We start from the raw sequence: 26,604 nt of genomic DNA, 5'->3' as shown, positions 1-26,604 counted from the left end.
GGCGCTCAAATGGTAACCCGCCCATTCGGGTGATCGATCAGGGGGCCGATTCCCAGGTCCGCGAAGCGCTCTCCGATGCGGCGGTGGGCCGTGGCGTCGGGGTGCAGGGAGTCCGGCAGCGGGAGCTCCTCGTGGTCCTTCTCGCCGTACAGCTCGCGGCCGTCGAGGTAGTGCAGGTGCGGGTCGTCGGCCGCGCGCTGGGCGACGATGCGGGCCAGCTCCTCGCGGATGGATTCGAGGGTGAGCTTGCCCTGCGCGCGCTCGGCCGGGTCCCCGGTGGCGACGAAGCGCAGCTGCCCGGTGGCGATGCTGCTGAAGTCGGGGGCGCCGGGCCCCGGTGTCTGCTCGTGGATCGGGCACAGGATCGGCGAGACGACGAGGAGCGGGGTGTCCGGGTGGCCCTCGCGGATGGTGTCGAGGAAGCCGTGCACGGCGGGGGTGAAGGCCCGCATGCGCATCAGGTCGGCATTGGCGAGGTTGATCCCCATCTTGACGCTGATCAGGTCGGCCGGGGTGTCGCGCATCGTGCGCGCGGTGAACGGGTCGAGCAGGGCGCCACCGCCGAAGCCCAGGTTGATCAGCTCGACGCCGCCGAGGGACGCGGCGAGCGCGGGCCAGGTCGTGGTCGGGCTCGCGGCGTCGGAGCCGTGACTGATGGAGCTGCCATGGTGCAGCCACACCTTGCGGCCGGACTCCCCCAGCGGCGCGGCGGGCTCCACGGGAGCGTCGGTGCGCAGGGCGACGAGCTCGGTCGTCTCGTTGTGCGGCAGCCAGATCTCGACGGTCTTGGCACCTTCCGGCAGGCCCTCGAAGCGGAGCGTGCCGGGCTGTCCGGCCGCGTGCTCGAACGTGCCCTGGGACATGTCGATGGTGAGGGTGTCGCCGCCGCTCACGCTCCCCTGCGCGGCGAGCCGGCCGTCGACCAGCAGGTCGTAGAGGCCGTCGGGGCGCGACGGCACGCCCACATAGACGCGCTTGGTCGGCACCGTGTCGAGTTCGACGACGGTGGCGCGGGTGCGGAGGACGAGGCGGACGCCGGAGGGCTGGGACTCGGCCATGGTCAGCTGGCCGTCCGTGTTCTGGGCGCGGGCCCAGGCGGGGAGGCGGTGCGGGAGGAGACCGCGGGCGGTGCGCTCGATGTCGATCGCGCCGTGGACGAGGTTGTCCGTCAGCGGTGTCGTGGTCAATTCATGGACGGAGTCAGAGGTGTGCATGGTGGTGTCAATCCGTTGATCAAGGGTGTGGATGGCTCAAGGAAGGGCTCAAGGAGCCCGGCGGCTCACGCCTGTGCGGGCCAGTTGCGCAGCAGCGCGTCGAGCGCGTCGAGGCTGCGCGCCCAGCTCTCGCCCGAGTCGGGCGCGCTGTGACTGAATCCGCCGGCCAGTTCGAGGCTGACGTAGCCGTGGAAGACGCTGCCGAGGAGTCGCACGGCGTGGGTCTGGTCGGGCTCGGTGAGGTCGTAGCCGCGCAGCACGGCCCGTGTCATCTGCGCGTGCCGCACGCCCGCGCTGGCCGCCGCCGTCTCCGGGTCGAGCCGGTACTGGGCGGCGGCGTAGCGGCCCGGGTGTTCGCGGGCGTAGTCGCGGAATACGTTGGCGAGCGCGACGAGCGCGTCCTTGCCGGACCGCCCGGCGAGGGCGTCGGCGGCCCGGTCGGCCATCTCCTGCAGGCCGATCAGGGCGATCCGCGTCTTCAGGTCGTGCGAGCTCTTGACGTGCGAGTACAGGCTCGCGACCTTGACGTCGAACCGGCGGGCGAGCGCCGAGACGGTCACCTGCTCGAAGCCGACCTCGTCCGCGAGCTCGGCACCGGCCCGGGCAAGCCGCTCCGCGGTCAGTCCGGCACGCACCATGGCCGTACGCCCTCTCCCTCAGCTCCCGCCACTGTTACCGAAAACGATTCTGCACCCGCCTAATAGCTTTAGGCAAATGGACATCGGCTTTCGGCTTCCAGTTGCCGGCTACCGGTTCCCGGCCGTCAGCATCCGCAGCGAGATCGAGTCGGCGATCGCCTGCTGCCCGGCGATGTTCGCGTGGACGCCGTCCCCGTTGTCGTAGGCGGGCTCGATGCTGTTGGGGTGCAGGGGGTCCTTCAGGACCTCGTCGAAGTCCATGACGCCGTCGCAGGTTCCGTCGCACGAACTCGACTTTTTCGTAAAGAGGTTGACCGTGTGGCGGTCCAGGTTGTTCTGGTCGCTGTAGCCGGGGCGCGGCGTGATCGGCGTGACGTAGATCTTGATCCCGGCGTCGCGGAGTTCCTTGAAGACCTTCTGGTAGCTGGCCAGGATCTGCTCGCCGTCGCAGCCGAAGGCGAGGTCGTTGGTGCCGTAGTAGTAGACGACCGAGGTGACCCCGTGCAGGGCGAGGACGTCGCGCTTGAGACGGGTGGCGGCATCGAGGGCCCGGACGTTCGACGGGGTGCCGGGGCAGTCGGCCGCGCTCGTCGTGCCGCTGATCCCCGCGTTGGCGATGGCGACCTGTTCGGTGCGCGGGAGTTCGGTGTGCACGCGGCGTGCCAGGTCGTCGGTCCAGCGGCGGTTGGTGCCGGTTTCGGTGCAGCCGGGGCCGCAGTTGGTGCTGCCGACGCCGTCGACGACCGAGCTGCCGTAGGCGACGGAGGTGCCCTTGAGGCGCGGGTTGCGCACGTCGACCGCGCTGACCAGGTAGGTGGCGTCGACGGTCTTGGTGTACGCGGCGCCGCTGGTGTCCGCCGTGTGGTCGCCGGTGCCCTCGGGCGTGAGGTAGTTGGTGCGCAGCGCGGTGCGGTGCTGACCGGGGGTGGCGGCGCCCTTGAGCGCGACGGAGACGGTCACGTCGTCCTGGGCGGCCGTGTCGAGGTCGGTCGCGTCGCTCCACACCTCGCCGCCCGCAGGGACGGTGACCTGGGTCTTCCCGTCGAAACGGACGGGGTGGGTGTCGCCCTTGACGGACGCCCCGTCGCCGCTCAGACCGACGGAAGCGCCACCGATCTCCAGGGGCGCCGTGCCGAAGGTGTTCTGGATGCGGACGCGGACACTGTCCCCGCCCTGGCTGAGATGGGTGACCGTCCGGACGGACTGGTCGCGCAGCGGTTCCGTCGCCGCGTCCTGCTGGGACTGGGCCCAGGAGGTGAACCAGGCGCTGCCGCCCTGTCCGGGTCTGGCCTCGGCCGGGTGCGGGGCCCCGGCCAGGCCGCCGCCCGCGAGGGCGAGAACGGCGGCCGCGACGGTCGTGAGCGTACGCATTCGAGGCATGTGCACAACCTGCTTCCAGTGAACGGGAGTCTGGATGGTGCTGTGCTGTGCTGTGCTGTGCTTTTGTTGCGTTGTGCTGTCAGCCGCCGACGAGCGCTCTCAGCGACACGTAGAAGAGCGAAGGGCCGAGGAGGCAGCCGACGCCCGTGTAGAAGGTCGCGGTCATCGCCCCGTACGGGACGAGTCGCTTGTCGGTGGCCGCGAGGCCGCCTGCGACGCCGGACGTGGTGCCGAGCAGTCCGCCGAAGGCCATCGCCGACTTGGCGTTGTTCAGGCCGATCAGGCGCGCGGCGAACGGCGTGCCCACCATCACCACCACGGACTTGACCAGCCCTGCGGCGACCGACAGCGCGATCACGTCGGAACTCGCGCCCACCGCGGTGCCCGTGACGGGACCCACGATGTACGTCGCCGCGCCCGCGCCGATGGTCGCCAGCGAGGCCGCGTCCCGGTAGCCGAAGAGCGCGGCGACGAGCGCGCCCGCGGCGAAGGAGACGCCGACACCCAACAGGATCGACAGGGCGCCGGCGGGGCCCGCCCCCTTGATCTCCTTCAGGTCGACGCCGTACGCGGTGGAGACGATCGCGAAGTCGCGGAGCATCGCGCCGCCCATCAGGCTCATCCCGGAGAGCGCGGCGATGTCGGCGATGCCCGCCTCTCCCCCGGTCGCCGAGCCGCCCCAATAGGCGAGCGCGAGACCGAGCACGATGGCGATGGCGGAGCCCTGGAGCCGCCCGCGGGTCAGCTTCTTGGACAGCCAGGCCGAGACCAGCATCAACGTGCCGACCAGGGCGAAGGCGACTATGAGCCCGTTGTCCTTGCAGACGGAGAGGAACGTGTCCACGTCACACCCCCTGCTTCGCGGTGGCCGGCTCGGTCTCGGGCGCCGCTTCGGTCAACGGCGGGAGCGGCTCCCCGCGCCCTCCGATCCGCGCGATCACCGGCACCAGGGCGAAGCCCGCGACGAGCGCGAGGAGCCCGGCGAGCAGGGCCATCGGGCCGCCGGTGACGGCCTTGTACACGTTCTGCGTCGACGCCATCGCGATCACGATGGGGATGTACATCGCGCTCCAGAAGAGCACGCCCTGTTCGCTCGCCTCGGGGAACTTCCCCTTCTGGCGCAGCCAGTGGGTCGCGAACACAAGCATGATCATGGCGAAGCCGACGCCGCCGACATTGGCGTCGACGCCGAGCGCCTCGCCCAGGTATTCACCGACGAGCGTGCCCGTGAGCATGCACACCGCCAGCGCTGCCACTCCATAGAGGACCATCGTCTTCTCCACATTGAGAGACCGGGAAGTAAGTAAGCGAGCACGTGGGGGGTGGAACGAAAAAAGTGGTGGACCGAAAAAGGGCTGGGTGGAGGTCAGGACGTCGCGAACAACTCCGCGTAGGTCTTGCGCAGTTCGGCCTTCTGGACCTTGCCCATGACGTTGCGGGGCAGCGAGTCCACGACGCGTACGGCGCGCGGGTGCTTGAAGCGGGCGAGGTCGGCGGCGATGGAGTCGATGAGCTCCCTCTCGTGCGGCTCCTGGCCCGGCGCAGCGACGACCACGGCGACGACCGTCTCGCCGAAGTCCGGGTGCGGGACGCCGATCACGGCGGATTCGAGGACCGTGGGGTGGGCGTCGAGGAGCGTCTCGATCTCCTTCGGGTAGACGTTGTAGCCGCCCGAGATGATCAGGTCCTTGCCGCGCCCGGAGATGCAGAGGTAGCCGTCCTCGTCGATGAGGCCGAGGTCCCCGGTGATGAAGAAGCCGTCCTCGCGGAACTCGGCGGCCGTCTTCTCGGGCATCTGCCAGTAGCCGGCGAACACGTTGGGGCCGCGGACCTCGACGCTGCCGACCTCCCCGTCGGGCAGCGGCTTTCCGGTCTCGGCGTCGACCACGCGGATCTCCGTGCCGGGCAGCGCCTTGCCGACGGTGCCGGGCTTGCGGGGGCCGCCCTCGTACGGGTTGGTGGTGTTCATGCCGGTCTCGGTCATGCCGTAGCGCTCGAGGATGGCGTGTCCGGTACGGGCCTCGAACGCCTCGTGGTCGCTGGCGAGCAGCGGCGCCGAGCCGGACACGAACAGGCGCATGGACGCGCAGGTCTCCGGGGTGACCTTCTCGTGCTTGAGCAGGCGCGTGTAGAAGGTGGGCACGCCCATGAGCACCGTGGCGCGCGGCAGCAGCTCCGCGATGGCGTCGGCGTCGAACTTCGGCAGGTAGAACATGGAGGCTCCCGAGACGAGCACCATGTTGGCGGCGACGAAGAGGCCGTGCACGTGGAAGATCGGCAGGGCGTGGATCAGCCGGTCCTCGGACGTGAACCGCCAACTTCCCAGGAGGGCCTCACAGTTGGACGCGAGGTTCTCGTGCGTGAGGATCGCGCCCTTGGAGCGGCCGGTGGTGCCGGAGGTGTAGAGGATGGCCGCCGGGTCGCCGGGCACGGCCTCGTACACGTCGTCGTGGCGGGTGTCGCCTTCGAGGAGGCTGCCGTCGCCCGCGGTGCCGAGGGTCTCGACGACGAGGTCCGGGCCCTCGCGGTGGGCGTGGTCGGCGCGGCGCTCGGGCGGGCAGACGAGGACGCGCGGCTCGGCGTCGCCGATGAAGTAGTCGATCTCGGCGCCGGTGTAGGCCGTGTTGAGCGGCAGGAACACGCCACCGATCTGCAGCGTCGCCAGGTAGAGGGCGATGGCCTCGACCGACTTGTCGACCTGCATCGCGACGCGGTCACCGGGGGTGACACCGTCGGCGACGAGGCGCGCGGCGATGCGGCGCACGAGGTCCGCGGTCTCGCGGTAGGTGACGGACCGCCCGTCGGGCAGCTCGAAGAGCGCCTTGTCCGGGCGGAGTTCCGCCTGTTCGGCGAAGGACCGGTGGATGGTGCGGAAGGGCGCCGCCGGATCGCTCTCGTGCGTGCTCGTCGGGGTGGTCATCGGGGTGGTTCCTTTCTTGAGGGGATTGCCGCTCGCGTGCGGACCGTCGGCCGCGAGCGGTCCGCCGACCGCGACGGAGCCGCGGCGCACGAAGTCCTCGTGACGGCGCTCCAACTGGTCGGGTTCGTAGCGGTAGTTGATCATCGCTCCGTAGGACTGGCGCCAGGCGTCGGGCGAGGTGTTGGCGGGCCAGTCGAGCTGCCAGGCGGCGGCGCCGTTGCCGAGATGGAAGCGGGCGACGGGGTCGAGGGGGCGGCCGTCGGGGCGCCGCTCGGCGGTGATGTAGCGGGCGAGGACCGGGAGGAGGCGGGGGCGGATGCGTTCGGCGCCGGCGGTGGCGGCGTCCGGGACGCTCAACTCCGCTGCCAGTGCGGCGAGTTCGGTCTCGTGCTCGGCCCGCGCCTCCAGCCACGCCCGGAAGCCGGGGATCGGTGACAGCGTCGCGAACTGCGTCAGGTGCGGGAGCTGTTCGCCGACCTGCTCGATGACCTGCTTGATGAGGAAGCTGCCGAAGGAGACTCCGGCGAGGCCGTCGAGCGCGTTGTTGATGGAGTAGAGCGCCGCCGTGTCCGCGTCCGCGGGGCTGAGCACGGGGCCGGGGTCGAGCAGCGGGGCGATGCTGTCGGGCAGCCCGCGGACAAGAGCGACCTCGACGAAGATCAGGGGTACGTCGCCGGTGGCCGGGTGGAAGAAGGCGTAGACGCGGCGGTCCTCGGGCTGGATGCGGCGCCGCAGTTCGGCCTCGTTCGCCATCGGGTGCACGCGCTCGCCGCGCAGCAGATGCCGGTGCAGCTCGGGCGGCGAGTCGACGGTGACCTCCTGCATGCGCAGGAAGCCGCGGTTGAACCAGGACGTCAGCAGGTGGTGGAAGTCGTGGTCCAGGGGCCGCAGTTCGGGGTGGGCGGGCAGCAGGCGGCGCAGGTCGGCGCGCATGTGGACCAGGGCGAGGGTGGCGTCGGGCGCGTGGTTCATGCGGCGCAGGAGCTGCTGGCGGGCCGGTTCGACGACGTCGAAGAGACCCACGAGCTCCGCCTCCCCCTGGGAGCCGGTGGCGCGGGCCTCCTCCCAGCGGCGGTAGGCGGCGCGGACCTGGTCGGCGTCGGCGTCGTAGGTCTTGGTGATGTGGGCGAAGAAGGCCTGTCGGCCGGCGTCGTCGAGCGCGTCGTACGCGGCGAGGGCGCGGGCCGCGACGGCGCGCATGGAGGCCTCGCCGACATCGCTCATCAGGACCTCGCAGGCCGCGAGCAGCTGGTCGAGCGGGGCATCGGGCTCCGGGCGGCCGGTGCGCCGCTCCCCGAGAGCCCGGTACAGGTCGGACAGCAGCCAGCCGTCGTGCCGGTCCATCTCCGCTCCTCTCCACGTTTCTCCACGTGCCATCCGGCCATCCGGCCGTCCGGAGGGCCGCCCGAGGCTTGATATGCATCGTTCGCCGTGATGTATATAACAAGCGCACCGTAGATGACAGGAAGCACCCGCGCCACCCCCTGGAGCGGGCCGATAATCTGGGCAATCGGAGGTGGAGATGGCTCGAGTCCCTGAGGCCAGGCGCGTGCGTGACGCCCTGGAGAACGCGGTCGTGGACGGCCGGTACCGGCCGGGCCAGCGCCTGGACCCGGCGGAGCTGGAGCGCGAGTTCGGCTGCTCGCGCACGCCGGTGCGCGAGGCGCTGCAGGCGCTCGAGCGGTCCGGTCTCGTGCAGATCCGCCCGAAGCAGGGCACGTACGTCACCGAGCTGAGCGTGTCCGAGCTGGCCGAGCGCTTCGAGGTCATGGCGGAGCTGGAGGGGATGGCGGCGCGGCTCTCGGCGCGGCGCATCGAGCGGGAAGCGCTCGCCGAGCTGGAGGACGCGCTGAAGGAGTGCGAGGAGCACGCGCACGCGGGCGACGCCGACCCCTACTACTACGCCAACGCCCGCTTCCACGCCATCGTCTACGACTCGTGCGGCAACGAGTATCTGCGCCAGCAGGCCCATGCCCTCAAGCGGGCCCTCCAGCCGTACCGGCGGCTGCAGTTGAGGGTGCCGGACCGGATGCGGCGGTCGCTGGCGGAGCATCGCGCGATCGCCGACGCGATCGCCTCCGGCGCGGCGGAGCGGGCGGAGGAGGCGGCGCGTGAGCATGTGCTGGTGCAGGTGAAGGAGTTCAGCCAGCTGGTGCGGACGTGGCGGCATCTGACGGAGCCGGTCACCGGGTGACGCGCCGGAGCGGTTCGGCCCCTGCTACCAGGGACCGAACCGCTCCGGCGGATCGCGATCAGTGGGCGTTGCCGTTGTTGAAGTGGTACTCGCCGTTGCCACCCTGGTTGCCGTTCGCGCCGGGGCCGCGGTCGTCGGTGCCGGGCTCGGCGTGGTTGGTCTTGGTGTGCACGATGTCGTAGTACACGCTGGGGTCGTCGGCGTTCGGGACGACGCGGTAGGTGAACGTGTGCTTGTCGAGCTGAGTGATCGGAACGGTGCGCTCGAAGAGCACCTTGCCGTTCGCGTCCTTCGAGTTGATCCAGCGCTCGGATCCGTCGGGGGCGACGGTCCAGTCACCGTTCATCTTCGGGCTGTCGTCCAGGTTGTACATGGTGTAGGTGCCGTCGGCGTCGAAGTACGCCCAGCCCACGAAGTTCGACACGGCCGGGTCGTCGAGGGCGACGCGGTTGCCGTCCTGGTCGACGGCGCCGGTGGTCTTCCACGGGGTCGAGGCGAGCAGGTCGGACGGGGTCGCGTCCTTCAGTGCCGCGGATGCGGGTGCCGGTGCGGCGGGCGCCTCGGCGGCCATCGCCGAGACCGGCACCAGGGCGGACACGGCGATCGCGATCGCGGATGCGGTGAGAGCGGGACGGCGGGAGATGCGAGTGATGTTCATGTCCTCGACGCTATGAGCGGCACCGGGGCGGGCATGTCATCCGATCGGCTATTGATGGATGCCCTGGATTGCCGACTCGCGAGGCCTAGATCGTCCCCAGCAGCGCCCGCGCCCGTTCCGCCAAGCCGTCGGCCCCGCACGTCTCCGCCAGGGTGAGGGCCCGGCGGGCCTGGTTGCGGTCGGTGGCGGCCTCCGCCAGGTCGAGACGGGCGGCCGCCTCCTCGTACGCCGCCGGGGACGCGGCGAGCTCCCGGACCGCCTCCGCGAGCAGGGCGCGTGCCTGATCCGGTGGCGCCGCGGCGGCCGCGCGGCGCAGTGACTCACCCACGGCGCTGTGGGTGCCGAGCACGCGCGCGCAGTGGCGTGCGTCGGCGAGCAGGCCGGCGGCGCGGTCGGGGTCCTCGGCGGCGACCAGGTCCGCGAGATCGTAGGGCCAGGGCGCCCACTGCACGTTGTGGCGGCCGCGCTTCGTCGTCGAGGCGGCCGTGCCCTCGAGTTCGGCCCTGGCCTCCTTGGTGCGGCCGAGCGCGCGCAGCAGGCGGGCGCGGACCGAGCGGGCGTCGGGGAGGATCAGGGCGTCCGGGTAGGGCGGGCAGAATCCGTGGTCGTCGGCGAGCCGGTGGGCCTCGTCGACGTGGCCGCGGGCGAGCAGGGTGTCGATCAGCAGGCAGAGCGCGTCCCACTGGACGGTGGCCCGGTCGCCGATGCGCCCCGCGAGACGCAGCCCTTCGCGCAGGTACGCCTCGGCCTCCACGAGGCGGCCGCGCCTGCGCTCGACGGCTCCGCACAGGATGTGCGCGAAGGCCAGGTGGGCGCCGCTCCAGCCGCCGAGCTCGAAGGTCCGCAGCGCCTCGCTGAACAGGCCCTCCGCGTCGTGCAGCCGGTCGATGTAGGCGAGCGTGATGCCGAGCAGGGCGGGGATCTCGAAGCCCCATTCGGTGTCGGTCCAGCCGAGTCCGGGCGGGAGCCGTCCTTCGACGAGGACGCGGTCGCACAGGTCCGACACGTGGTCGGCGGGTTCGCCGCGCAGCATCGCGTCGAAGGCGCGCAGGGTCAGCAGGGCGCGCTCGGCGTTGTCGGCGCCGGGCAACGCGTCGGCGAGCAGGACGAGTTGCTCGGAGCGCGCGGGCCCGTCGTCCTCCTCGGCGAGGAACGCCTCGTACATGAACCGGGCGGACAGCAGCCGCAGTTGCTGGGTGCCGGCCGGGGTGACGGCGGCGGCGTCGGCGACGCAGCGCGCGGCGTCCCGCATGTCGTTGCCGTGGGCGAGGGCCTGCGCGAGGCGCAGGGTGGCGTCGATGCGCAACTGCTGCGTGAGGCCCGGTAGTTGGAGGGCGGCGCGCAGGTGCTTGACGGTGGTGGCGGGCGAGGAGAGCAGGCAGGCGCAGCCGAGTTCGTAGAGCACCTGGGCGCGGTCGACGACGGACGGCGGTTCGCGCAGGGCGCGCTCCAGGCAGCGGCGGGCCGCTTCGGGGGCGCCGACCGCGAGGTGTTCGGCGGCGGCCGCGCGCAGCAGGCGGACCGCCTCGTGGTCGTCGTCGGGGTGCACCTCCAGGAGGTGCCGGGAGATCGCGGCGGGTCCGTGGCCTCGCCGGGTCAGCGCCCAGGCGGCCTGGCCGTGCAGGGCGGTGCGGGTGGCGGGCGGGACGCTGCGGTAGACGGCGGTGCCGACGAGCGGGTGCTGGAAGTCGAGCGGCTCGGAGGGGTCGAGGACCTCGCCGAAGGCGGGCGGGCGTGGGCCGCCCGGTGCTCCGTCGGGCGCCAGGATGCGGGCCTCGCGCAGCAGTTGTACGCACCGGGTGGCCCGCTCCGGCGGCAGGCCCGCGAGCCCGGCAGCGGAGGCGAACGTGATGTCGGCGCCGAGGACCGCCGCGGCCCACGCCAACCGGTTGCAGTCCGGGTCGAGTTCGCCGAGCCGGGCCACGATGCCGCCGCCGCGCGCCGTGGTCCCGAAGGCGCGCAGCACGGGGGCGGCGTCCTGCGTCGGGGCGAGGCCGCGGGCGCTGCACTTGGCGAGCAACTCCACGGCCTCGTACGGGTTTCCGGTGGTCACGGCCCACACCTCGCGGCAGAACACGTCGTCGGCGGTGTCGCCGAGCACGCCCCGCACCAGGTCGCCGGTGGCCTCCTGGGTAAGGGACTGGAGGGTGACGTGCAGGCGGGCGGCGCGGGCGAGCGCGGCGAGGTTCCCCGCGGCCTCGCGCGAGGTGTCCGCGAGCTCTTCGGGGCGGTGCGCGACGACGAGCAGGACCGGCAGCTCCGCGAGGCGCGGCGCCAGCGCGGCGAGCCAGGTGAGGCTCTCGCCGTCGGCCCAGTGGGCGTCGTCGGCCAGCAGCACGAGGGGCTTCGGGCCGTCCGGGGCGGCGATCCGCTGGCGGGCCAGTTCGGCGAGGAGGGTGTCGAGCGCGTCGCGGACGCCTTGCGGGTCGGCGGGGCGGGCGCCGGGGGTGGTGAGGCCGAGGGCGGGCCCCGCGACGTCGAGCGCGGGACCGGTCCGCGGCGCGGCGGGGCCGAGCAGGTGCCGCACCAGGTGGAAGGGCTGATGCGTGGTGGATTCGCCGGACCGGGCCGCGTACACGGTGCAGCGGGTGCGGGCGGCGTCCGCGATCCGGGTGAGCAGCGCGGTCTTCCCGACGCCCGCCTCGCCCCGGTAGACGACGACTCCGCCGGTGCGCCGCGCACCGCACAACGCGTCCAACGCCCGTGTCGCGGCGGCCATTTCGAGGTCGCGCTCGAAGAGACGGGGTCCTGGCGGTGTGGCGTCCATGCGGGTCCCTGGGGGTCGCCTTGTATGGGGCTTGTACGGACTTGTCCGGACTTGTGCGGTCCGCGGTACGTGCCCGGAGAAACGACCCGCGGAATGTGCCCACGGCACACATGGGCGTTTTGAACGGACTTCGAGGCTAGTACCGGCGCCGTGCGGCGCGGGAGCGGTTCGACCGAGAATCCTCCTCGCCGTGATACTCGGTTGGGCTCTGGGCCCTTCCAGCAGAGGATTGAGCGCGTGACGGAGACGACGGACACGGCGGGCATGAAGGCGTTCCACGAGGCGGTCACCGACTGGGCCGCGGGTGGTCCCGGCGAGCCGGTGCGCGAGCTGGCCGGGCGGCTGCGGGTGCGCACCGCGGTGCTCCTCGAAGGGCTGAGTGACGCCGCGGCGGTTGACGCGCTCGCCGAGCGGCGCGGGCGCGACCTCGCGGCGGAGGGCGTGTGCGTCGTGTCCATGGGCGGCGCGATGAACGTCGGCCGGTACGCCCGACTGCTCGGGCCGGAGGGGCTGGGGCTGCGACTGACCGGGCTGTGCGACGAGCGCGAGCGGCGGTACTACGACCGGGCGCTGGGAACGGACACAGACACGGACACCGTCTTCGTGTGCGTCGCGGACCTGGAGGACGAGTTCATCCGCGCGCTCGGCGTCGGGCGGGTCGAGGAGCTGATCCGGGAGGCCGGCGAGTGGCACCCCTGGCAGACCTTCGCCCGCCAGCCCGCCCAGCAGGACAGGACCACGCACCGCCGCCTGCGGCGCTTCCTCGGCACCAAGGCGGGCCGCAAGATCCGCTACGGACGGCTGCTGACGGAGGCGGCGTGCGACGCCGGGTGCGTGCCCGCGCCGCTGGAGGAACTGTTCGCGCGACTGTAGACGGCGTACGCGGATGCTGGCGGCGTACGCGGATGCAGGCGGCGCACGGCGCCGTCCTCGGCAGGTGCGCCGGGAGATCTCCGCGGGGCGGCCGAAGTTAATCTTTGCCGCATGCAGTCCTACACAATCGGCCAGGCCGCACGGCTGCTCGGCGTCAGCCCCGACACCGCGCGGCGGTGGGCGGACGCCGGGCGGATCACCACGGAGCGCGACGCGAGCGGGCGCCGGGTCGTCCAGGGCAAGGACCTCGCCGCGTTCTCCGTGGAGCTGGCCGCGGGCGACGACGCCGACGACCACCCCTCGTACACCTCCGTGCGCAACGCGTTCCCCGGCATCGTCACCGCCGTGAAGCTCGGCGACGTCGCGGCCCAGGTGGAGATCCAGGCCGGGCCGCACCGGCTGGTCTCGCTGCTCACGCGGGAGGCGGTGGAGGAGCTGGGCCTGGAGGTCGGCATGGAGGCCACGGCCCGCGTGAAGTCGACGAATGTCCATGTCGACCGCACCTGAACCCTCCCGCACCGCGCCCGTACGAACGCACATGCACACCCACATCGTCCATCTGCCGGGATCATGCGAACCCACAGGGGACTTCTGCCTGGCAGATGCGGCAGTATGGTCGCCGTAAGCGTTCCAGGACACAGCAGGGGAGCTGACCCGTGACAACCCGTTCCGCGCGCAGGACCACCACCCGCCGCATGCTCCAGGTGACCGGCATCGGGGCCGTGGCGGTGCTGACGCTGAGCGCCTGCGGATCGTCCGACTCGGACTCCTCCGGCTCCTCCTCCAGTGGCGACTCCGGTGCCAAGAAGCTGTCCGGGACGGTGAACGTGTTCGCCGCCGCATCCCTCAAGGAGAGCTTCACGAAGCTGGGCAAGCAGTTCGAGAAGGAGCACCCCGGCACCAAGGTCACCTTCAACTTCGGCGGCAGCGACAGCCTCGCCGCGGGCATCACGGGCGGCGCGCCCGCCGATGTGTTCGCGGCCGCGAGCCCCAAGACGATGAAGACGGTGACCGACGCCGGTGACGCCGAGGGCGAGCCGAGCACCTTCGTACGAAACCAGCTGGAGATCGCCACCCTCCCCGGCAACCCGCACAAGGTGTCGTCCCTGAAGGACCTCACGAAGCCGGGCCAGAAGGTCGTGTTGTGCGCGAAGGAGGTGCCGTGCGGCGCCGCCGCGCAGACCGCCCTCTCAGCGAGCAAGCTGAAGCTCACCCCGGTCTCGTACGAGCAGGACGTGAAGAGCGCCCTGACGAAGGTGGAACTGAAGGAGGCGGACGCGGCCGTCGTGTACAAGACCGATGTGCACGCGGCGGGTGACAAGGTGGAGGGCGTGGAGTTCCCCGAGTCCAAGGACGCCATCAACGACTACCCGATCGCCCCGCTGAAGAAGGCGCCGAACGCCGCGGCGGGCAAGGCGTTCATCGAGCTGGTCAAGTCCGCCGACGGGCAGAAGGCGCTGACCGATGCCGGGTTCCTGAAGCCGTGACCGTGGCGGCGACCGACACCGTGGAGGGCGGGGCGCGGCGTCGCCGTGGCCGCGTCCCTCCGCTGCCGCTGCTCGTCCCCGCGCTCGTGGGGCTCGCGTTCCTGGTGGTGCCGCTGATCGCACTGCTCGTACGGGCCCCGTGGGCGCAGCTGCCCGAGCAGCTGACCAGCCCCGAGGTGTGGCAGGCGCTCCAACTGTCGCTGATGTGCGCCACGTTGGCGACGCTGGTGAGTCTGGTGCTCGGGGTGCCGCTGGCGTGGCTGCTCGCGCGCACGGAGTTCCCGGGGCGCGGTCTCGTACGGGCTCTGGTGACGCTGCCGCTGGTGCTGCCGCCCGTGGTGGGCGGCGTCGCGCTGCTCACGGCACTCGGCAGGAACGGGGTCGTCGGGCAGTACCTGGACCAGTGGTTCGGGATCACGCTGCCGTTCACGACGACGGGTGTCGTGATCGCGGAGGCGTTCGTGGCGATGCCGTTTCTCGTGATCAGCGTCGAGGGCACGCTGCGTGCGGCGGATCCGCGCTACGAGGAGGCGGCGACGACGCTCGGCGCCTCCCGGTTCACCGCGTTCCGGCGGGTGACGCTGCCGCTGATCGCACCCGGTATCGCGGCCGGCGCGGTGCTCGCGTGGGCGCGGGCGCTCGGCGAGTTCGGCGCGACGATCACCTTCGCCGGCAACTTCCCCGGACGCACCCAGACCATGCCGCTCGCCGTGTACCTCGCCATGCAGAGCGACCCGGCCGCGGCGATCTCCCTCAGCCTGGTGCTGCTGGCCGTGTCGGTCACGGTCCTGGCGGGCCTGCGCGACCGCTGGATGACCGCCTCATGACCGACCTTCAGAAGACGGTGGCGCCCGAGGAGGTGGCGGGGCCCGGTCTCGACGCACGGCTGGTCGTGGACCGCGGCGCCTTCCGGCTCGACGTCGCGCTGACCGCCGAGCCCGGTGAGGTCGTCGCGCTACTCGGCCCGAACGGGGCCGGGAAGACGACGGCGCTGCGCGCTTTGGCGGGCCTTGCACCCCTCGACGCCGGGCACTTGACGCTGGACGGGGCGGCGCTCGACGGCACGCCTCCCGAGTCCCGCCCGGTGGGCGTGGTGTTCCAGGACTACCTCCTCTTTCCGCACCTGACCGCGCTCGACAACGTGGCGTTCGGGCCGCGCTGTCAGGGCGCCACGAAGGCCGAGTCCCGTACGCGGGCGCAGGCCTGGCTCGACCGGATGGGGCTCGCGGAGCACGCCGGGGCGAAGCCGCGCCGCCTGTCCGGCGGCCAGGCCCAGCGCGTGGCACTCGCCCGCGCCCTCGCCACGCAGCCGCGGCTGCTGCTCCTCGACGAGCCGCTCGCCGCGCTCGACGCCCGCACCCGCCTGGACGTTCGGGCCCAACTCCGCCGCCACCTCGCCGAGTTCGAGGCCGTGGCGGTCCTGGTCACGCACGATCCGCTGGACGCGATGGTGCTGGCCGACCGGCTCGTCGTCATCGAACACGGCGGCATCGTCCAGGAGGGCGCCCCGTCGGACGTCGCACGCCGACCGCGCACGGACTACATCGCCCAACTCGTCGGCCTGAACCTGTACCGGGGCCGGGCCGACGGCCACGCCGTCCACGTACACGACGAGGGTCCCGCGATCACGACGACGGAGCACCTGTCCGGCCCGGTCTTCGTCGCGTTCCCGCCGAGCGCGGTGACCTTGCACCGGGAGCGGCCGACGGGCTCCAGCGCCCGCAACCTGTGGCGCTGCGAGGTGAGCGGCATGGAAACCCACGGCGACCAGATCCGCGCGGCCCTGTCCGGCGAGCTTCCGCTCGCCGCGGACCTCACGACCGTGGCCGCGGCGGAGCTGGGGCTGCACCTCGGGGCGGAGGTATGGGCAACGGTGAAGGCGACACAGACGCACGCGTACCCGGCGTAGCCACTCCAGCCCCGCCTTTCGGACGAGAGCCCCGCAACCCGCGCCACGGGCCACGCGCCACGGGCCGCCACACGAGACCACCCGCCCGAAATATGAGACACCCTCCACCGCTCCCCCGGCGGAGCCTAAAGTGGCGCACATGTTCGGACCCGCTCGACACCTGGCTCTCGCGCTCTTCGCGGCCACGACGTGGAGTGTCGACGACGCGCTCTGTCGTCGCTGACGTCCTTCCACCGCGCCCGAACAACTCCCACTCCAGCTGCCGGAGATCTGCCGTGACCACCGCTCCCCCTGCCGGGGCGCCGCCGCGCGCCACCACCCTGCTCACCCCGTCCCCGACCTCCTCGCCCGCCCCGGTCGCCGAGGCCGCGCCGCCCACCCGGTGGGGGCCGCTCGTCGGCTCCGGGGTCATCGGCGCGGCGCTCGCCGTGTACGTGTTCGCGCAGCACGGCGCCAAGCCGGGCGTCCTGTTGCTGCTCGGCCTGGGGCTCGGATTCGCCCTGTTCCACTCGCGGTTCGGGTTCACGTCCGCCTGGCGGCAGCTCGTGGCCGTCGGCAACGGCACCGGGCTGCGGGCGCACACCCTGCTGCTCGGCAGCACGGCGACGCTCTTCGCGCTGATCATCGGCACCGGCACCGGGCTGTTCGGTTCGGTGCCCGCGCCGAGCGCCGGGCCGATCGGCATCGGGCTCATCGTCGGCTCGTTCCTGTTCGCGATCGGCATGCAGCTCGGCGGCGCCTGCGCCTCCGGAACCCTGTTCGCCGTCGGCTCGGGGCAGACCTCGATCGTGCTCACGCTCTTCGGGTTCATCGTCGGTTCCACCCTCGCCGCCTGGCAGTTCGGGCTCTGGGGCGATCTGCCCGCGCTCGACCCGTATCTGCTGTCCGACCACGTCGGCTGGTTCGGCTCCTGGGTGATCACCATCGTCGCGCTCGCCGCCATCTGGTTCGTCGCGCGCGCCGTGCAGGCCCGCCGCAATCCCCCGCCGGTCGGCGCCCCGCCGTCGGCGAAGGGCACCCTGCTCCGTACGGTCCGTGGCTCCTGGCCGCTGGCGGCGGGCGCGCTCGTGCTCGCCGTGCTCGGCGCGGGCGTGCTCCTCGTGTCCGGTGGCGCATGGGGTGTGACCAGTGCGTTCTCGCTGTGGGGCTCGAAGGTGGTGGGCGCGCTCGGCGGGTCCCCCGAGACGTGGGCGTTCTGGCAGCAGCCCGGCAGCGCCGAACAGTTGACGGGCCCGGTGCTCGCCGACAAGACGAGCCTGACCGACATCGGCATCATGGTCGGCGCGGCGGTCGCCGCCGCGGCGGGCGGCGTGTGGAAGCTGCACCGCGGCATCCCCGCCCGTACGGCCGTCGCCGCGGTCATCGGCGGCATCCTCATGGGCATCGGCGCGCGCCTCGCGGGCGGCTGCAACATCGGCGCGTACCTCGCCGGCATCGTCTCCGGTTCGCTGCACGGCTGGATCTGGGGCGCGGTCGCCATCCTCGGCACGTGGGCCGGTCTGCGGCTGCGCCCGCTGTTCGGCCTCGGCAACCCGAAGCCGTCGGACAGCGTCTGCTGATCCCGTAGACATCAGAGAGAAGAGCGGGCCCGGGGAGCGTGTTCCCCGGGCCCGATCTCGTAGAAGCGTCAGCGCGCCATCAGCGCGAAGACTCCCCACCCGAGATACTCGCGCTGGTAGCGCGCGTAGCGGGCGGGCTCGGTGGTGAGCTCCTCCCGCGCCTCGGCGGCCAACTCGTCATCCGGATTCCCGTCGAGCCAGCGGCGCATGTTGAGCCACTGCGCCGCCTGGTACCGGTCCCAGCTGTCCTGGTCGGCCAGCACCATTTCCACGACGTCGTACCCGAGGTCACCGAAGCTCTCGATCAGCTCCGGCAGCAGCAGGAAGTCCGCCTTGCTGGTGGCGTGGCAGGCCTTGGCGGTCTCCTCGTCCGGCACCTCCCGGCGCCAGTACGGCTCGCCGATGAGCATCAGGCCGCCGGGGCGCAGGCTCTTGGCGAGGAGGTCGACGGTGCCGGCCACTCCGTTCCCGATCCAGGTCGCGCCGACGCACGCGGCGAGATCGACCGGCTCGTCCGCGACATGCCCGGAGGCGTCGCCGTGGACGAAGGAGATCCGGTCGGCGACACCGAGTTCGGCGGCGCGGGCGCAGGCCTGTTCGGTGAACACCGTGCTGATGTCCACTCCGGTCCCGGTGACCTGGTGGTCGCGGGCCCAGGTGCACAGCATCTCGCCCGAACCGCTGGCGAGGTCGAGCACGCGGGTGCCCGGCTCCAGGCACAGCGCCCGGCCCAGGGCGGCGAGCTTGCCCGGGGTGAACGGGTTGTGGATGCGGTGGCTACTTTCGCGAATGGTGAAGACGCGTGGCAGATCCACGAGGGGTGTTCCTTACGTTCGATGAGGTCATGTCCTTTACCGGGACAGCCGACCGGAGTCGACCGCCGTGGCACGGACCGTCATCGAGCACACCTCATTGAATCGTCTGGAACATCTGGAACGCGTGGACCGCGAACCCGGCCACCGTAGGCGCTCCGGCTCCGCGCCTCCACCGAATTACGCGCCCGTCCCCTCGCCGAGCAGCCCCTCCAACGCCGCCACCGCGTGCTCCCGGTGCCCGTCGAGCAGCCGCACCGCGTCCTCTGTGCGACCCTCGCGCAGCGCGTCGAGCACCGCCCGGTGTTCGACGAGGACGTGCTCGCGGCTGATCGAGTCCGCGTAGTAGAGCGAGCGGTAGGCGTCGGTGGCGTCCCACAGGGTGGCGATGAGGCGCACCAGGCGGTGCATGCCGGACGCCTCGAAGAGGACGAAGTGGAATCTGCGGTTGGCGGCCGCCATCGCCGCGACATCGGCCGCCGCGGCCTGCGCCTCCACCTCCTCCTGGGCCTCCTCCAGGGTGTCGAGGACGGCGCCGCCGGTGCGCATCGCCTCGCGTACGGCCTCGGCCTCCAGGATCTCCCGGATGCGGTACACCTCGCGCAGCTCGGCCAGGGACAGCTCGGCGACGAAGTAGCCGCGGTGCGCGTGGTGCACGACGAGGGACTGGCCCTCCAGCGTCTTGAGGGCCTCGCGCAGCGGCACCCGGCTCACGCCGAGCTGCTCGGCGAGGGCGTCCTGCCGGATCGGCATGCCCGGTCTGATCTCTCCGCTGGTGATGGCCCGGCGCAGCTCCTCGAGGACGAACTGCTGCGCCGTGGGGGGCCGCCGCCTGCTCGCGGGCGTGGTCATGGCGGCTCCTTGTCCTCTCTGCCGGGCGTCGGCAGCACGTGGTGAACGCCGCCCATCCTACGGAGCGTCACTGACATCGCCCGCCTCACCTGCGGCGGAATTCCCCGAGAGCCCCAGCTCGGCGAGGATCTGCTCGGTGTGCTCCCCGAGCCGCGGCGGCGCCGTGACGTACGCGGCGGGGGCGGCGCTCAGCCGGATCGGGTTGGCGACCTGCGCGGCGGGGGCCTCGCGGTTCGGGTCGTCGATGTGCACGCGGGGGTCGAGGCCGAGCCGTTCCGCGAAGGCGAAGGCCTCACCCAGGTCGTTGATCGGGCCGCAGGGCACGCCGACGGCGGTGAGTGTCTCGAACCACTCGTCGGCCCCGCGCTCGCGAAGCCGTTCGGTGAGTTCGGCGAGAAGTTCCTCGCGGTGGGCCACGCGCGCGGTGTTGCTCGCGAAGCGCGGGTCGTCGGCGAGGGCCGGCACCCCCAACTCGGCGCACAGCGCGCCGAACTGCCGGTCGTTGCCGACGGCGAGCGCGAGCGGCCGGTCCTTGGCGTCCACCACTTCGTACGGGGCGATGCTGGGGTGCTTGTTGCCCATCGCGCGGGGCACCACTCCCCCGGCCACATGGGCGGAGGCCTGGTTGGTGAGCGCGGAGAGCAGCGAGGTGAGCAGGGAGACCTCGACCTTCTGCCCCTCGCCGGTGCGCTCGCGGTGGCGCAGTGCCGCCATGACGCCGAGGCCCGCGTGCATCCCGGTGATGACGTCGACGAGCGCGACACCGGCCTTGGTGCCCTGGCCGCCCGGTTCCCCGGTGACGCTCATCAGTCCGCCCATGGCCTGGACGAGGAGGTCGTAGCCGGGCAGCGCGGCGCCCTCGGCGGTGCCGAATCCGGTGACCGAGCAGTACACGAGCCCTGGGTTGAGCGCGCTCAGCTCCTCGTAGCCGAGGCCGAGCCTGTCCATGGTGCCGGGCCGGAAGTTCTCGACGAGGACGTCCGCGCGTGCGGCGATGGCGCGGGCGGCCTCGCGGCCGGACTCCGCGCTGAGGTCGAGGGCGACGGAGCGCTTGTTGCGGTTGACGCCGAGGAAGTAGGTGGCCTCGCCGTCGGCGAACGGCGGCCCCCAGGAGCGGGTCTCGTCACCGGCTCCCGGGCGCTCGACCTTGATGACCTCCGCGCCGAGGTCGGCGAGGAGCATCGTGAGGTACGGGGCCGCGAGGACCCGGCCGAAGTCGGCGACGACGAGCCCCGAAAGGGCTCCCTGGGCGACGGGCCTTGTGGCCGGCATACGGCTCTCCTTGTGGAACCTTGGCAAGCGGTGGGCGTGCGGCTACGATCCGAGGACCTGAAGAAGTTGGATCCAAAATCCGATATCCGCAATGTCCGCACCCTAGCGTCACCACATGCACTTGTCAGCAGCCAAGGAGCCCGCGATGCCGTCGTCCTCAACGCCCCTCCACCCCTTCGACCTCGTCGACATCGACGGCATGCTGAGCGACGAGGAGCGCGCCATCCGCGACACCGTGCGCACCATGGGCGAGCGCGAGCTGCGCCCCAAGGTCGCCGAGTGGTTCGAGGCCGGCGCCATCCCCGCCCGCGAGCTGGCCCGTGAACTGGGCGGCCTCGGCGTCCTCGGCATGCACCTGGAGGGCTACGGCTGCGCGGGCACCAGCGCCGTCTCGTACGGTCTCGCCTGCATGGAGCTGGAGGCGGTCGACTCGGGCCTGCGCAGCCTCGTCTCCGTACAGGGTTCGCTCGCGATGTACGCGATCTGGAAGTACGGCTCCGAGGAGCAGAAGCAGCAGTGGCTGCCGGGCATGGCGGCGGGCGAGAAGATCGGCTGCTTCGGCCTCACCGAGCCCGACGCGGGCTCCGACCCCGGCTCGATGCGCACGAACGCCAAGCGCGACGGCGCGGACTGGGTCCTCAACGGCACCAAGATGTGGATCACCAACGGTTCGGTGGCGGACGTCGCCGTCGTCTGGGCCCGCACCGAGGACGGCGTGCGCGGCTTCGTCGTGCCGACCGACACCCCCGGCTTCTCCGCGCCGGAGATCAAGCGCAAGCTGTCCCTGCGCGCCAGTGTCACCAGCGAGCTGGTCCTGGAGGACGTCCGCCTGCCCGCCGACGCCATGCTGCCGAACGCGCGCGGCCTGTCGGGCCCGCTCGGCTGCCTCAACGAGGCCCGCTTCGGCATCGTGTTCGGCGCGCTCGGCGCCGCCCGCGACTGCCTGGAGGCGGCCATTTCCTACGCCGGTGACCGGACGGTCTTCGAGCGCCCCCTGGCCTCGTACCAGCTCACCCAGCAGAAGCTCGCCGACATGACGCTGGAGCTCGACAAGGGCATGCTGCTCGCGCTGCGCCTCGGCCGGCTCAAGGACGAGGGCCGCGGCACGCCGGAGCAGATCAGCGTCGGCAAGCTCAACAATGTGCGCGAGGCCATCAAGATCGCCCGCGAGTGCCGCACGATCCTCGGCGCGAACGGCATCACCCTCGAGTACCCGGTGCTGCGGCACGCCAACAACCTGGAGTCGGTGCTGACCTACGAGGGCACGAGCGAGGTCCACTCGCTGGTCATCGGCAAGACCCTGACGGGGCTTCCGGCCTTCCGCTGAGTTCCCATGTCACTTCGCCGTCGTGCCACTCGTCCGTGGGCGCAAGACCGCAGGCGGTGGCGACGGCGGCGGAGGCGTGGTGCCCGGGGTGGATGTGCGCGACGAACGTCCCGACGCCCTGCTCCCCGAGCCACGCGACGAGCGCCCGCGCGGCCTCGGTGGCGATCCCGCGCCCCTGCCACGGCGTACCCACGACCCACGCGATCTCGGCGACGCGGCCCCCGTGGACGGTCGCCTGCACGGTGCCCACCAGGCGCTCATCGCCCCGGAGTCGGACCACCCAGTTGAGCCACGCGACGCCCGGGTCGGGGGCGCCCGCGAGCATCCGTCGGTAGCGCGCCCGCAGTTCCTCGACCGTGTCCGGCGTGCCGCCGATGAAGGTGTGCAGGGCCGGGTCGGCGAGCACCTCGGCCATCTCCTCGGCGTGCTCGACGCGCAACGGCAGCATGGTGAGCCGGTCGGTGGCGAAGCCGGACACCTCGTAGCCGTGCTGCTGGGTGGGTTCGGGCCTGCTCGGCAGCTCGATGCGCACCCGGCCCTCGGCAACCTCGGTGAGCCGGGCACCAAGGTGGGCCATCAGGCCCTGACTCTCGAAGCTCTTGCGGATGCGGTCCTGTACCGCCCGCATCCCGTCCTTCTCGTCGTTCACGCGCGCTCCTCGCACTCCGATGGCAGCAGGGAACCTGAGTGGCCGGACAACAGGCGCTCCTTCTACGCCAGTTGCTCCGCCAACAGGAAACCACCGATCGCGATCATCATGACCCCGGACACCCGTGTCACGGCCCGCGCCGCCGCGGGCCGTGTCTTCAGGACGGTGCGCGCCAGCACGCCGACACCGAGGTAGACGACGGCGCAGGCGGTCATGTGGAGGGTGCCGAGCACACCGGTCTGCACGGCGACGGGCCAGCCCGTCGCCGGGTGGATGAACTGCGGGAAGAGGGAGAGGTACAGCAGCAGCGCCTTGGGGTTGAGGCCGCTGATGCCGATGCCCTTGAGCATGACCTGGCGACGGGAGGCGCCGACGGGCTCCTCTCCGGCGGTCAGTACCGCGGGCTGCCGCAGCACGTTGCAGCCGAGCCACACCAGGTAACCGGCCCCCGCGACTGTCAGCACCGTGAGCAGGGTCGCCGAACTCGCCACGAGCACCGCCAGGCCGGCGACGGCGAGCAGCGTGTATCCCACGTAGCCGGTTATCAGCCCGGCCACCGCCGGGACGACCGAGCGGTCCCGCAGTCCGGCCGAGATCGCGTAGGCCCAGTCCGCGCCCGGTGTGAACACCAGCAGAAGGTCCACCGCCAGGAATGCCGCCAGCGTGGTCGTGTCCATGTGTTGCCGATCTCTCTCACGTGCAGTTGTACGCGAGGAAGGCTAGGCGGGATCTGCCCGTAAGTGTTCCCTTCTTTACTCCACCACCGGCGGTTGTGAGGGAGAATCTTCTCCATGGATGCCATGGACCGGAAAATTCTTACCGAGCTGCAGATGGACGGCCGTCTCACCATCACCGAGCTGGCCGCCCGCGTGCAGCTGAGCGTCTCGCCGTGCCACCGGCGACTGCGTGACCTGGAGCGTTCGGGGGCGATCCGCGGGTACCGCGCCGTCGTCGACCCGTCCGCCCTCGGCCTGGACTTCGAGGCGCTGGTCTTCGTCACCCTGGGTTGGGAGGACCGGGACACCGTCGCGTCGTTCGAGGAGGCGGTGGCGGCGGTGCCGCATGTGCTGCAGGCGCAGCGCCTGTTCGGCGATCCGGACTATCTGCTGCGGGTGGCCGCCGCCGACCTGACCGCCTTTCAGCAGCTCTACGACCAGCAGCTCGCACGCCTTCCGGGGGTGCAGCGCCTCAACTCCACGCTGGTGATGAAGAACGTGGTGACGAACCGTCCGCTGCCGGACTGAGCCGCCGATCCACTGGCTCACCGACTCCCGATGTTGTGCACTTTATTGACCGCAGTCATCGGCGCGCATACATTCACGGGCACCCTTCCCCCGCCCCAGGGAGCCCGCGATGTCCCAACGCACCAAGCAACTAAGGCGAGTTGCCCTCTCCGGGCTGCTCGGGACCGCCGTCGAGTTCTACGACTTCCTCGTCTACGGCACGGTCGCCGCCGTCGCCTTCGGTGAGCTGTTCTTCCCCGGCGCCGATCCGGCCGTCGGCACCATCGCCGCGTTCGGAACCTTCGCCGCCGGATACGTCGCCCGCCCGCTCGGCGGCATCGTCTTCGGGCACTTCGGCGACCGGCTGGGCCGCAAGTCGATGCTGCTGCTCACGATGGGCCTGATGGGCGGCGCCAGCTTCCTCATCGGGCTGCTGCCGACGTACGACACCGTAGGTGTCTGGGCGCCGCTCCTGCTGATCACCCTGCGCGTCGTGCAGGGCATCGCCATCGGCGGCGAGTGGGGCGGCGCCACGCTGATGGTGGTCGAGCACGCGGGGGCGCGGCGGCGCGGACTGTGGTCCAGTTTCACGCAACTGGGGGCGCCGCTCGGCTCCCTGCTGTCCGCCGCCGTGGTCGCCCTCGTCGTCACACTTCCTAAAGAAGAGTTCATGTCGTGGGGCTGGCGGGTGCCGTTCCTGCTGAGTGTGGTGCTGCTCGGCGTCGGTCTGTTCGTACGGCTGAAGGTCGTCGAGAGCCCGCTGTTCGCCGAGGTGAAGCAGGAGCGCGGCACGGCGCGGCTGCCGATCCTGGACGTGCTGCGCCGACCGCGCCCCGTCCTGCTGGCGTGCTGCGTCGGCATCGGCGCCTTCACCACGCAGTCCCTGCTGACCAGTTACCTGATCTCCTACGCCACCGGCATCGGCTACGCCCGCCCGCAGGCGCTCACCGCGCTCACGGTGTCCTCGTCGGTCGCGCTGGTCGTACTGCCCTGCGCCTCGGTGCTCTCGGACCGGATCGGCCGCCGCCCGGTCGTCCTCGCCGGAGCACTGCTCTCGGCGGCGCTCGCCTTCCCCGTTCTCGCGCTCGTCGATTCCGGCTCGCCCGGTCTGCTGATCCTGGCCGTGGTGCTGGGGCACGGGTTCGCGCAGTCCATCATGTACGGCCCCCTGGGCGCCCTGTTCAGCGAAATGTTCGGCACGCGCGTGCGCTACACGGGTGCCTCGCTCGGCTACCAGGGCGCCACTCTGATCGGCGCCGGGTTCTCCCCGATGATCGCCGGAACACTGGTGGCGGGCAGTGGCAACGGCACTCCCATCGCCCTGCTGATGTGCGGGGGTTCGCTGATCACCGCCTTCTCGCTGTGGTTCGTCCGCGAGACCGGCAAGGACACGCTCGCGCACACCACCGACCGGCCCGTCACCCCCGCCAAGGAGGCCTCCGCATGAGGACACCCGGTTCCCGGACACGTATCGCCTGCGCCGCCGCGCTCGCGCTGGCCGCCACCGCGCTGCCCGCCCCGGCCCTCGCCGCCGCGCCGGACAGCGGGCACGTGGAGGGCGCCCTGCCCTCCGGAGCCGCGTACGTGATGGACGTACCCTCCGCGTGGAACGGCACGGTCCTGCTCTTCAGCCACGGCTACAACGACGTCGGCACGCCCAATCCGGCCGAGAACGCCCCGGACGACGCGACCAAGTCCCTGCTCCTGAAGCAGGGTTACGCCCTGATCGGCTCCTCCTACGCCACCACGGGCTGGGCGATGCCGGGCGCGGTCGACGACCAGCTCGCGACCCTGTCGGCGTTCACGGAGCGGTTCGGCTCGGCCCGGCGCACCGTCGCCTGGGGCCGCAGTTACGGCGGGATGGTCACCACCGCGATCGCCGAGCGGCACCCCGGGCGCATCAACGGCTCGCTCTCCCTGTGCGGCCTCGTCCACGGCGGCGTCGCCAACTGGAACAACACCCTGGACCCCGTCTTCGCGCTCAAGACCCTCCTCGCGCCGGGCTCCGACGTTCCCCTGGTCGACCTGCCGGACCAGCGGACGGCCACGCGCGCGGCGGACACCATGGTCGCCGCCGTCGACAAGGCGCAGGCCTCCCCCGCAGGGCGGGCCCGTATCGCGCTCGCCGCCGCCCTGCACAACATCCCCGGCTGGAACCAGGAGTCGCAGGCTCGCCCCGCGCCGGACGACTGGAACGCCCAACAGGCCAACCAGTACACGGCCGTCAAGGGCCTGCTGAAGGTGGCCGCCTTCAACCGGCGCCAGGACTCCGAGGCCCGCTCCGGCGGAAACACCTCCTGGAACACCGGCGTCGACTACGCACGGCTGCTCGCCCGGTCCTCCGTGCGCAAGGAGGTCGGCGAGCTGTACCGCGAGGCGGGCCTCTCGCTGCGCGCGGACCTTGCCACGCTGGGCCGCGCGCCGCGCATCACCGCCGACCCGGACGCGGTGTCCTGGATGCGCCGCACCAGCACGTTCACCGGGAAGCTCGCCAAGCCCCAGTTCGACGTGCACACCACCGGCGACCCGCTGGTCCCCGTACAGACGGAGAGCGCGCTGCACCGCGCCGTCACCGCCGCCGGCTCCTCCTCCCAGCTGCGGCAGGCCTACACCGAGAACGCAGGGCACTGCACGTTCAGCGCGGCGGAACAGCTCGCCGCGCTGCACACCTTGGAGGACCGCATCGAGACGGGGACGTGGCACGGCACGGACGCGGCCTCACTCAACTCGCGCGCCGCGGAAGCGAACCCCGCCGACCCCGCGCGCTACGTCGCCTACCGCCCCACCCAGTACCTGCGGCCGTACGACCGCGCGCATCCCGCCGATGGCCGGTGATCCGGGACGGGCGCCCGCCGCGTTGTCGGTGGGCG

24 protein-coding genes are annotated in these 26,604 nt (G+C 71.8%); 11 read left to right on the top strand and 13 right to left on the bottom strand.

The genetic code is table 11. The annotated features are described in order from the left end of the window. Nucleotides 1-5: 5 nt before the first annotated feature. The 6 genes from ACZ7L4_RS01310 to ACZ7L4_RS01285 all read right to left on the bottom strand — a co-directional run bounded on the left by ACZ7L4_RS01310 (nt 6) and on the right by ACZ7L4_RS01285 (nt 7,496). Entirely contained in the window at nt 6-1,214 is a 1,209-nt protein-coding gene (locus ACZ7L4_RS01310) for a GDSL-type esterase/lipase family protein (RefSeq protein ID WP_472098662.1), read from the bottom strand. A 65-nt stretch (nt 1,215-1,279) separates the two neighbouring features. Next, complete coding sequence (locus ACZ7L4_RS01305) at nt 1,280-1,852, bottom strand: TetR/AcrR family transcriptional regulator (RefSeq protein WP_472098660.1); 573 nt, start codon at nt 1,850-1,852, stop codon at nt 1,280-1,282. Between the two features lie 108 nt (nt 1,853-1,960). After that, nucleotides 1,961-3,232: a GDSL-type esterase/lipase family protein gene (locus tag ACZ7L4_RS01300; protein WP_472098658.1), complete on the bottom strand. Its 1,272-nt coding sequence runs from the start codon at nt 3,230-3,232 to the stop codon at nt 1,961-1,963. Nucleotides 3,233-3,311: 79 nt separating this feature from the next. Beyond that, complete coding sequence (madM, locus tag ACZ7L4_RS01295) at nt 3,312-4,076, bottom strand: malonate transporter subunit MadM (RefSeq protein WP_472098656.1); 765 nt, start codon at nt 4,074-4,076, stop codon at nt 3,312-3,314. A gap of 1 nt (nt 4,077) precedes the next feature. After that, a complete protein-coding gene (gene madL, locus ACZ7L4_RS01290; protein ID WP_472098654.1) occupies nt 4,078-4,503 on the bottom strand; it encodes a malonate transporter subunit MadL in 426 nt (141 codons plus the stop codon). Nucleotides 4,504-4,598: 95 nt separating this feature from the next. After that, on the bottom strand, nt 4,599-7,496 hold the full coding sequence (locus ACZ7L4_RS01285; protein ID WP_472098652.1) for an AMP-binding protein: 2,898 nt from the start codon (nt 7,494-7,496) through the stop codon (nt 4,599-4,601). 178 nt (nt 7,497-7,674) lie between these two features. On the opposite strand from ACZ7L4_RS01285, the gene ACZ7L4_RS01280 reads away from it, so the two are divergent. After that, nucleotides 7,675-8,346, top strand: a complete 672-nt coding sequence (locus ACZ7L4_RS01280; RefSeq protein WP_472098651.1) for a GntR family transcriptional regulator — start codon at nt 7,675-7,677, stop codon at nt 8,344-8,346. A 58-nt stretch (nt 8,347-8,404) separates the two neighbouring features. On the opposite strand, the gene ACZ7L4_RS01275 is transcribed toward ACZ7L4_RS01280, so the two are convergent. Both ACZ7L4_RS01275 and ACZ7L4_RS01270 read right to left on the bottom strand, forming a co-directional pair. Then, entirely contained in the window at nt 8,405-9,004 is a 600-nt protein-coding gene (locus ACZ7L4_RS01275) for a DUF4822 domain-containing protein (protein WP_472098649.1), read from the bottom strand. 85 nt (nt 9,005-9,089) lie between these two features. Beyond that, nucleotides 9,090-11,771 (bottom strand): ATP-binding protein, encoded by a 2,682-nt coding sequence (locus ACZ7L4_RS01270; protein WP_472098647.1) that lies wholly within the window; start codon nt 11,769-11,771, stop codon nt 9,090-9,092. Nucleotides 11,772-12,035: 264 nt separating this feature from the next. On the opposite strand from ACZ7L4_RS01270, the gene ACZ7L4_RS01265 reads away from it, so the two are divergent. From ACZ7L4_RS01265 to ACZ7L4_RS01240, 6 genes are all read left to right on the top strand, one after another. Further along, entirely contained in the window at nt 12,036-12,644 is a 609-nt protein-coding gene (locus tag ACZ7L4_RS01265; RefSeq protein ID WP_472100326.1) for a TOPRIM nucleotidyl transferase/hydrolase domain-containing protein, read from the top strand. Nucleotides 12,645-12,755: 111 nt separating this feature from the next. Beyond that, on the top strand, nt 12,756-13,151 hold the full coding sequence (locus tag ACZ7L4_RS01260) for a TOBE domain-containing protein (RefSeq protein ID WP_422429451.1): 396 nt from the start codon (nt 12,756-12,758) through the stop codon (nt 13,149-13,151). Between the two features lie 188 nt (nt 13,152-13,339). Continuing rightward, entirely contained in the window at nt 13,340-14,131 is a 792-nt protein-coding gene (gene modA, locus ACZ7L4_RS01255; RefSeq protein WP_472100324.1) for a molybdate ABC transporter substrate-binding protein, read from the top strand. Then, nucleotides 14,128-14,958 carry a molybdate ABC transporter permease subunit gene (modB, locus tag ACZ7L4_RS01250; protein WP_472098645.1) on the top strand — a complete coding sequence of 277 codons (831 nt, stop codon included), beginning with the start codon at nt 14,128-14,130 and terminating at the stop codon, nt 14,956-14,958. The genes modA and modB overlap by 4 nt, the downstream gene beginning before the upstream one ends. Continuing rightward, complete coding sequence (locus ACZ7L4_RS01245) at nt 14,955-16,040, top strand: ABC transporter ATP-binding protein (RefSeq protein WP_472098643.1); 1,086 nt, start codon at nt 14,955-14,957, stop codon at nt 16,038-16,040. Before modB ends, ACZ7L4_RS01245 begins: the two co-directional genes overlap by 4 nt. 275 nt (nt 16,041-16,315) lie before the next feature. After that, entirely contained in the window at nt 16,316-17,599 is a 1,284-nt protein-coding gene (locus ACZ7L4_RS01240; RefSeq protein ID WP_472098641.1) for a YeeE/YedE family protein, read from the top strand. Between the two features lie 68 nt (nt 17,600-17,667). On the opposite strand, the gene ACZ7L4_RS01235 is transcribed toward ACZ7L4_RS01240, so the two are convergent. From ACZ7L4_RS01235 to ACZ7L4_RS01225, 3 genes are all read right to left on the bottom strand, one after another. Further along, on the bottom strand, nt 17,668-18,414 hold the full coding sequence (locus ACZ7L4_RS01235) for an SAM-dependent methyltransferase (protein ID WP_472098639.1): 747 nt from the start codon (nt 18,412-18,414) through the stop codon (nt 17,668-17,670). 177 nt (nt 18,415-18,591) lie between these two features. Then, nucleotides 18,592-19,263, bottom strand: coding sequence for a GntR family transcriptional regulator (locus ACZ7L4_RS01230; RefSeq protein WP_472098637.1), 672 nt, complete (start codon nt 19,261-19,263; stop codon nt 18,592-18,594). A gap of 57 nt (nt 19,264-19,320) precedes the next feature. Then, nucleotides 19,321-20,535, bottom strand: a complete 1,215-nt coding sequence (locus tag ACZ7L4_RS01225; RefSeq protein WP_472098636.1) for a CaiB/BaiF CoA transferase family protein — start codon at nt 20,533-20,535, stop codon at nt 19,321-19,323. Between the two features lie 115 nt (nt 20,536-20,650). Between ACZ7L4_RS01225 and ACZ7L4_RS01220 the strand changes: the two genes are divergently transcribed. Then, entirely contained in the window at nt 20,651-21,862 is a 1,212-nt protein-coding gene (locus tag ACZ7L4_RS01220; protein WP_472098634.1) for an acyl-CoA dehydrogenase family protein, read from the top strand. On the opposite strand, the gene ACZ7L4_RS01215 is transcribed toward ACZ7L4_RS01220, so the two are convergent. Together ACZ7L4_RS01215 and ACZ7L4_RS01210 are read right to left on the bottom strand one after the other, a co-directional pair. Continuing rightward, nucleotides 21,822-22,310, bottom strand: coding sequence for a GNAT family N-acetyltransferase (locus tag ACZ7L4_RS01215; RefSeq protein WP_472100323.1), 489 nt, complete (start codon nt 22,308-22,310; stop codon nt 21,822-21,824). The genes ACZ7L4_RS01220 and ACZ7L4_RS01215 overlap by 41 nt on opposite strands. Nucleotides 22,311-22,573: 263 nt before the next feature. Continuing rightward, complete coding sequence (locus ACZ7L4_RS01210) at nt 22,574-23,188, bottom strand: LysE family translocator (RefSeq protein WP_472098632.1); 615 nt, start codon at nt 23,186-23,188, stop codon at nt 22,574-22,576. Nucleotides 23,189-23,302: 114 nt separating this feature from the next. Between ACZ7L4_RS01210 and ACZ7L4_RS01205 the strand changes: the two genes are divergently transcribed. The 3 genes from ACZ7L4_RS01205 (at nt 23,303) to ACZ7L4_RS01195 (ending at nt 26,569) form a co-directional block, all read left to right on the top strand. Continuing rightward, nucleotides 23,303-23,755, top strand: a complete 453-nt coding sequence (locus ACZ7L4_RS01205) for an Lrp/AsnC family transcriptional regulator (protein ID WP_472098630.1) — start codon at nt 23,303-23,305, stop codon at nt 23,753-23,755. A gap of 109 nt (nt 23,756-23,864) precedes the next feature. Then, nucleotides 23,865-25,181, top strand: coding sequence for an MFS transporter (locus tag ACZ7L4_RS01200; RefSeq protein ID WP_472098628.1), 1,317 nt, complete (start codon nt 23,865-23,867; stop codon nt 25,179-25,181). Further along, nucleotides 25,178-26,569 carry a prolyl oligopeptidase family serine peptidase gene (locus ACZ7L4_RS01195; RefSeq protein WP_472098626.1) on the top strand — a complete coding sequence of 464 codons (1,392 nt, stop codon included), beginning with the start codon at nt 25,178-25,180 and terminating at the stop codon, nt 26,567-26,569. The genes ACZ7L4_RS01200 and ACZ7L4_RS01195 overlap by 4 nt, the downstream gene beginning before the upstream one ends. The last annotated feature ends 35 nt before the right edge of the window (nt 26,570-26,604 follow it).

This window comes from Streptomyces sp. NPDC107575 (genome assembly GCF_055657265.1).
The sequence above is the reverse complement of the archived record's forward strand: the minus strand, read 5'-3'. Positions and strand labels throughout refer to the sequence as shown.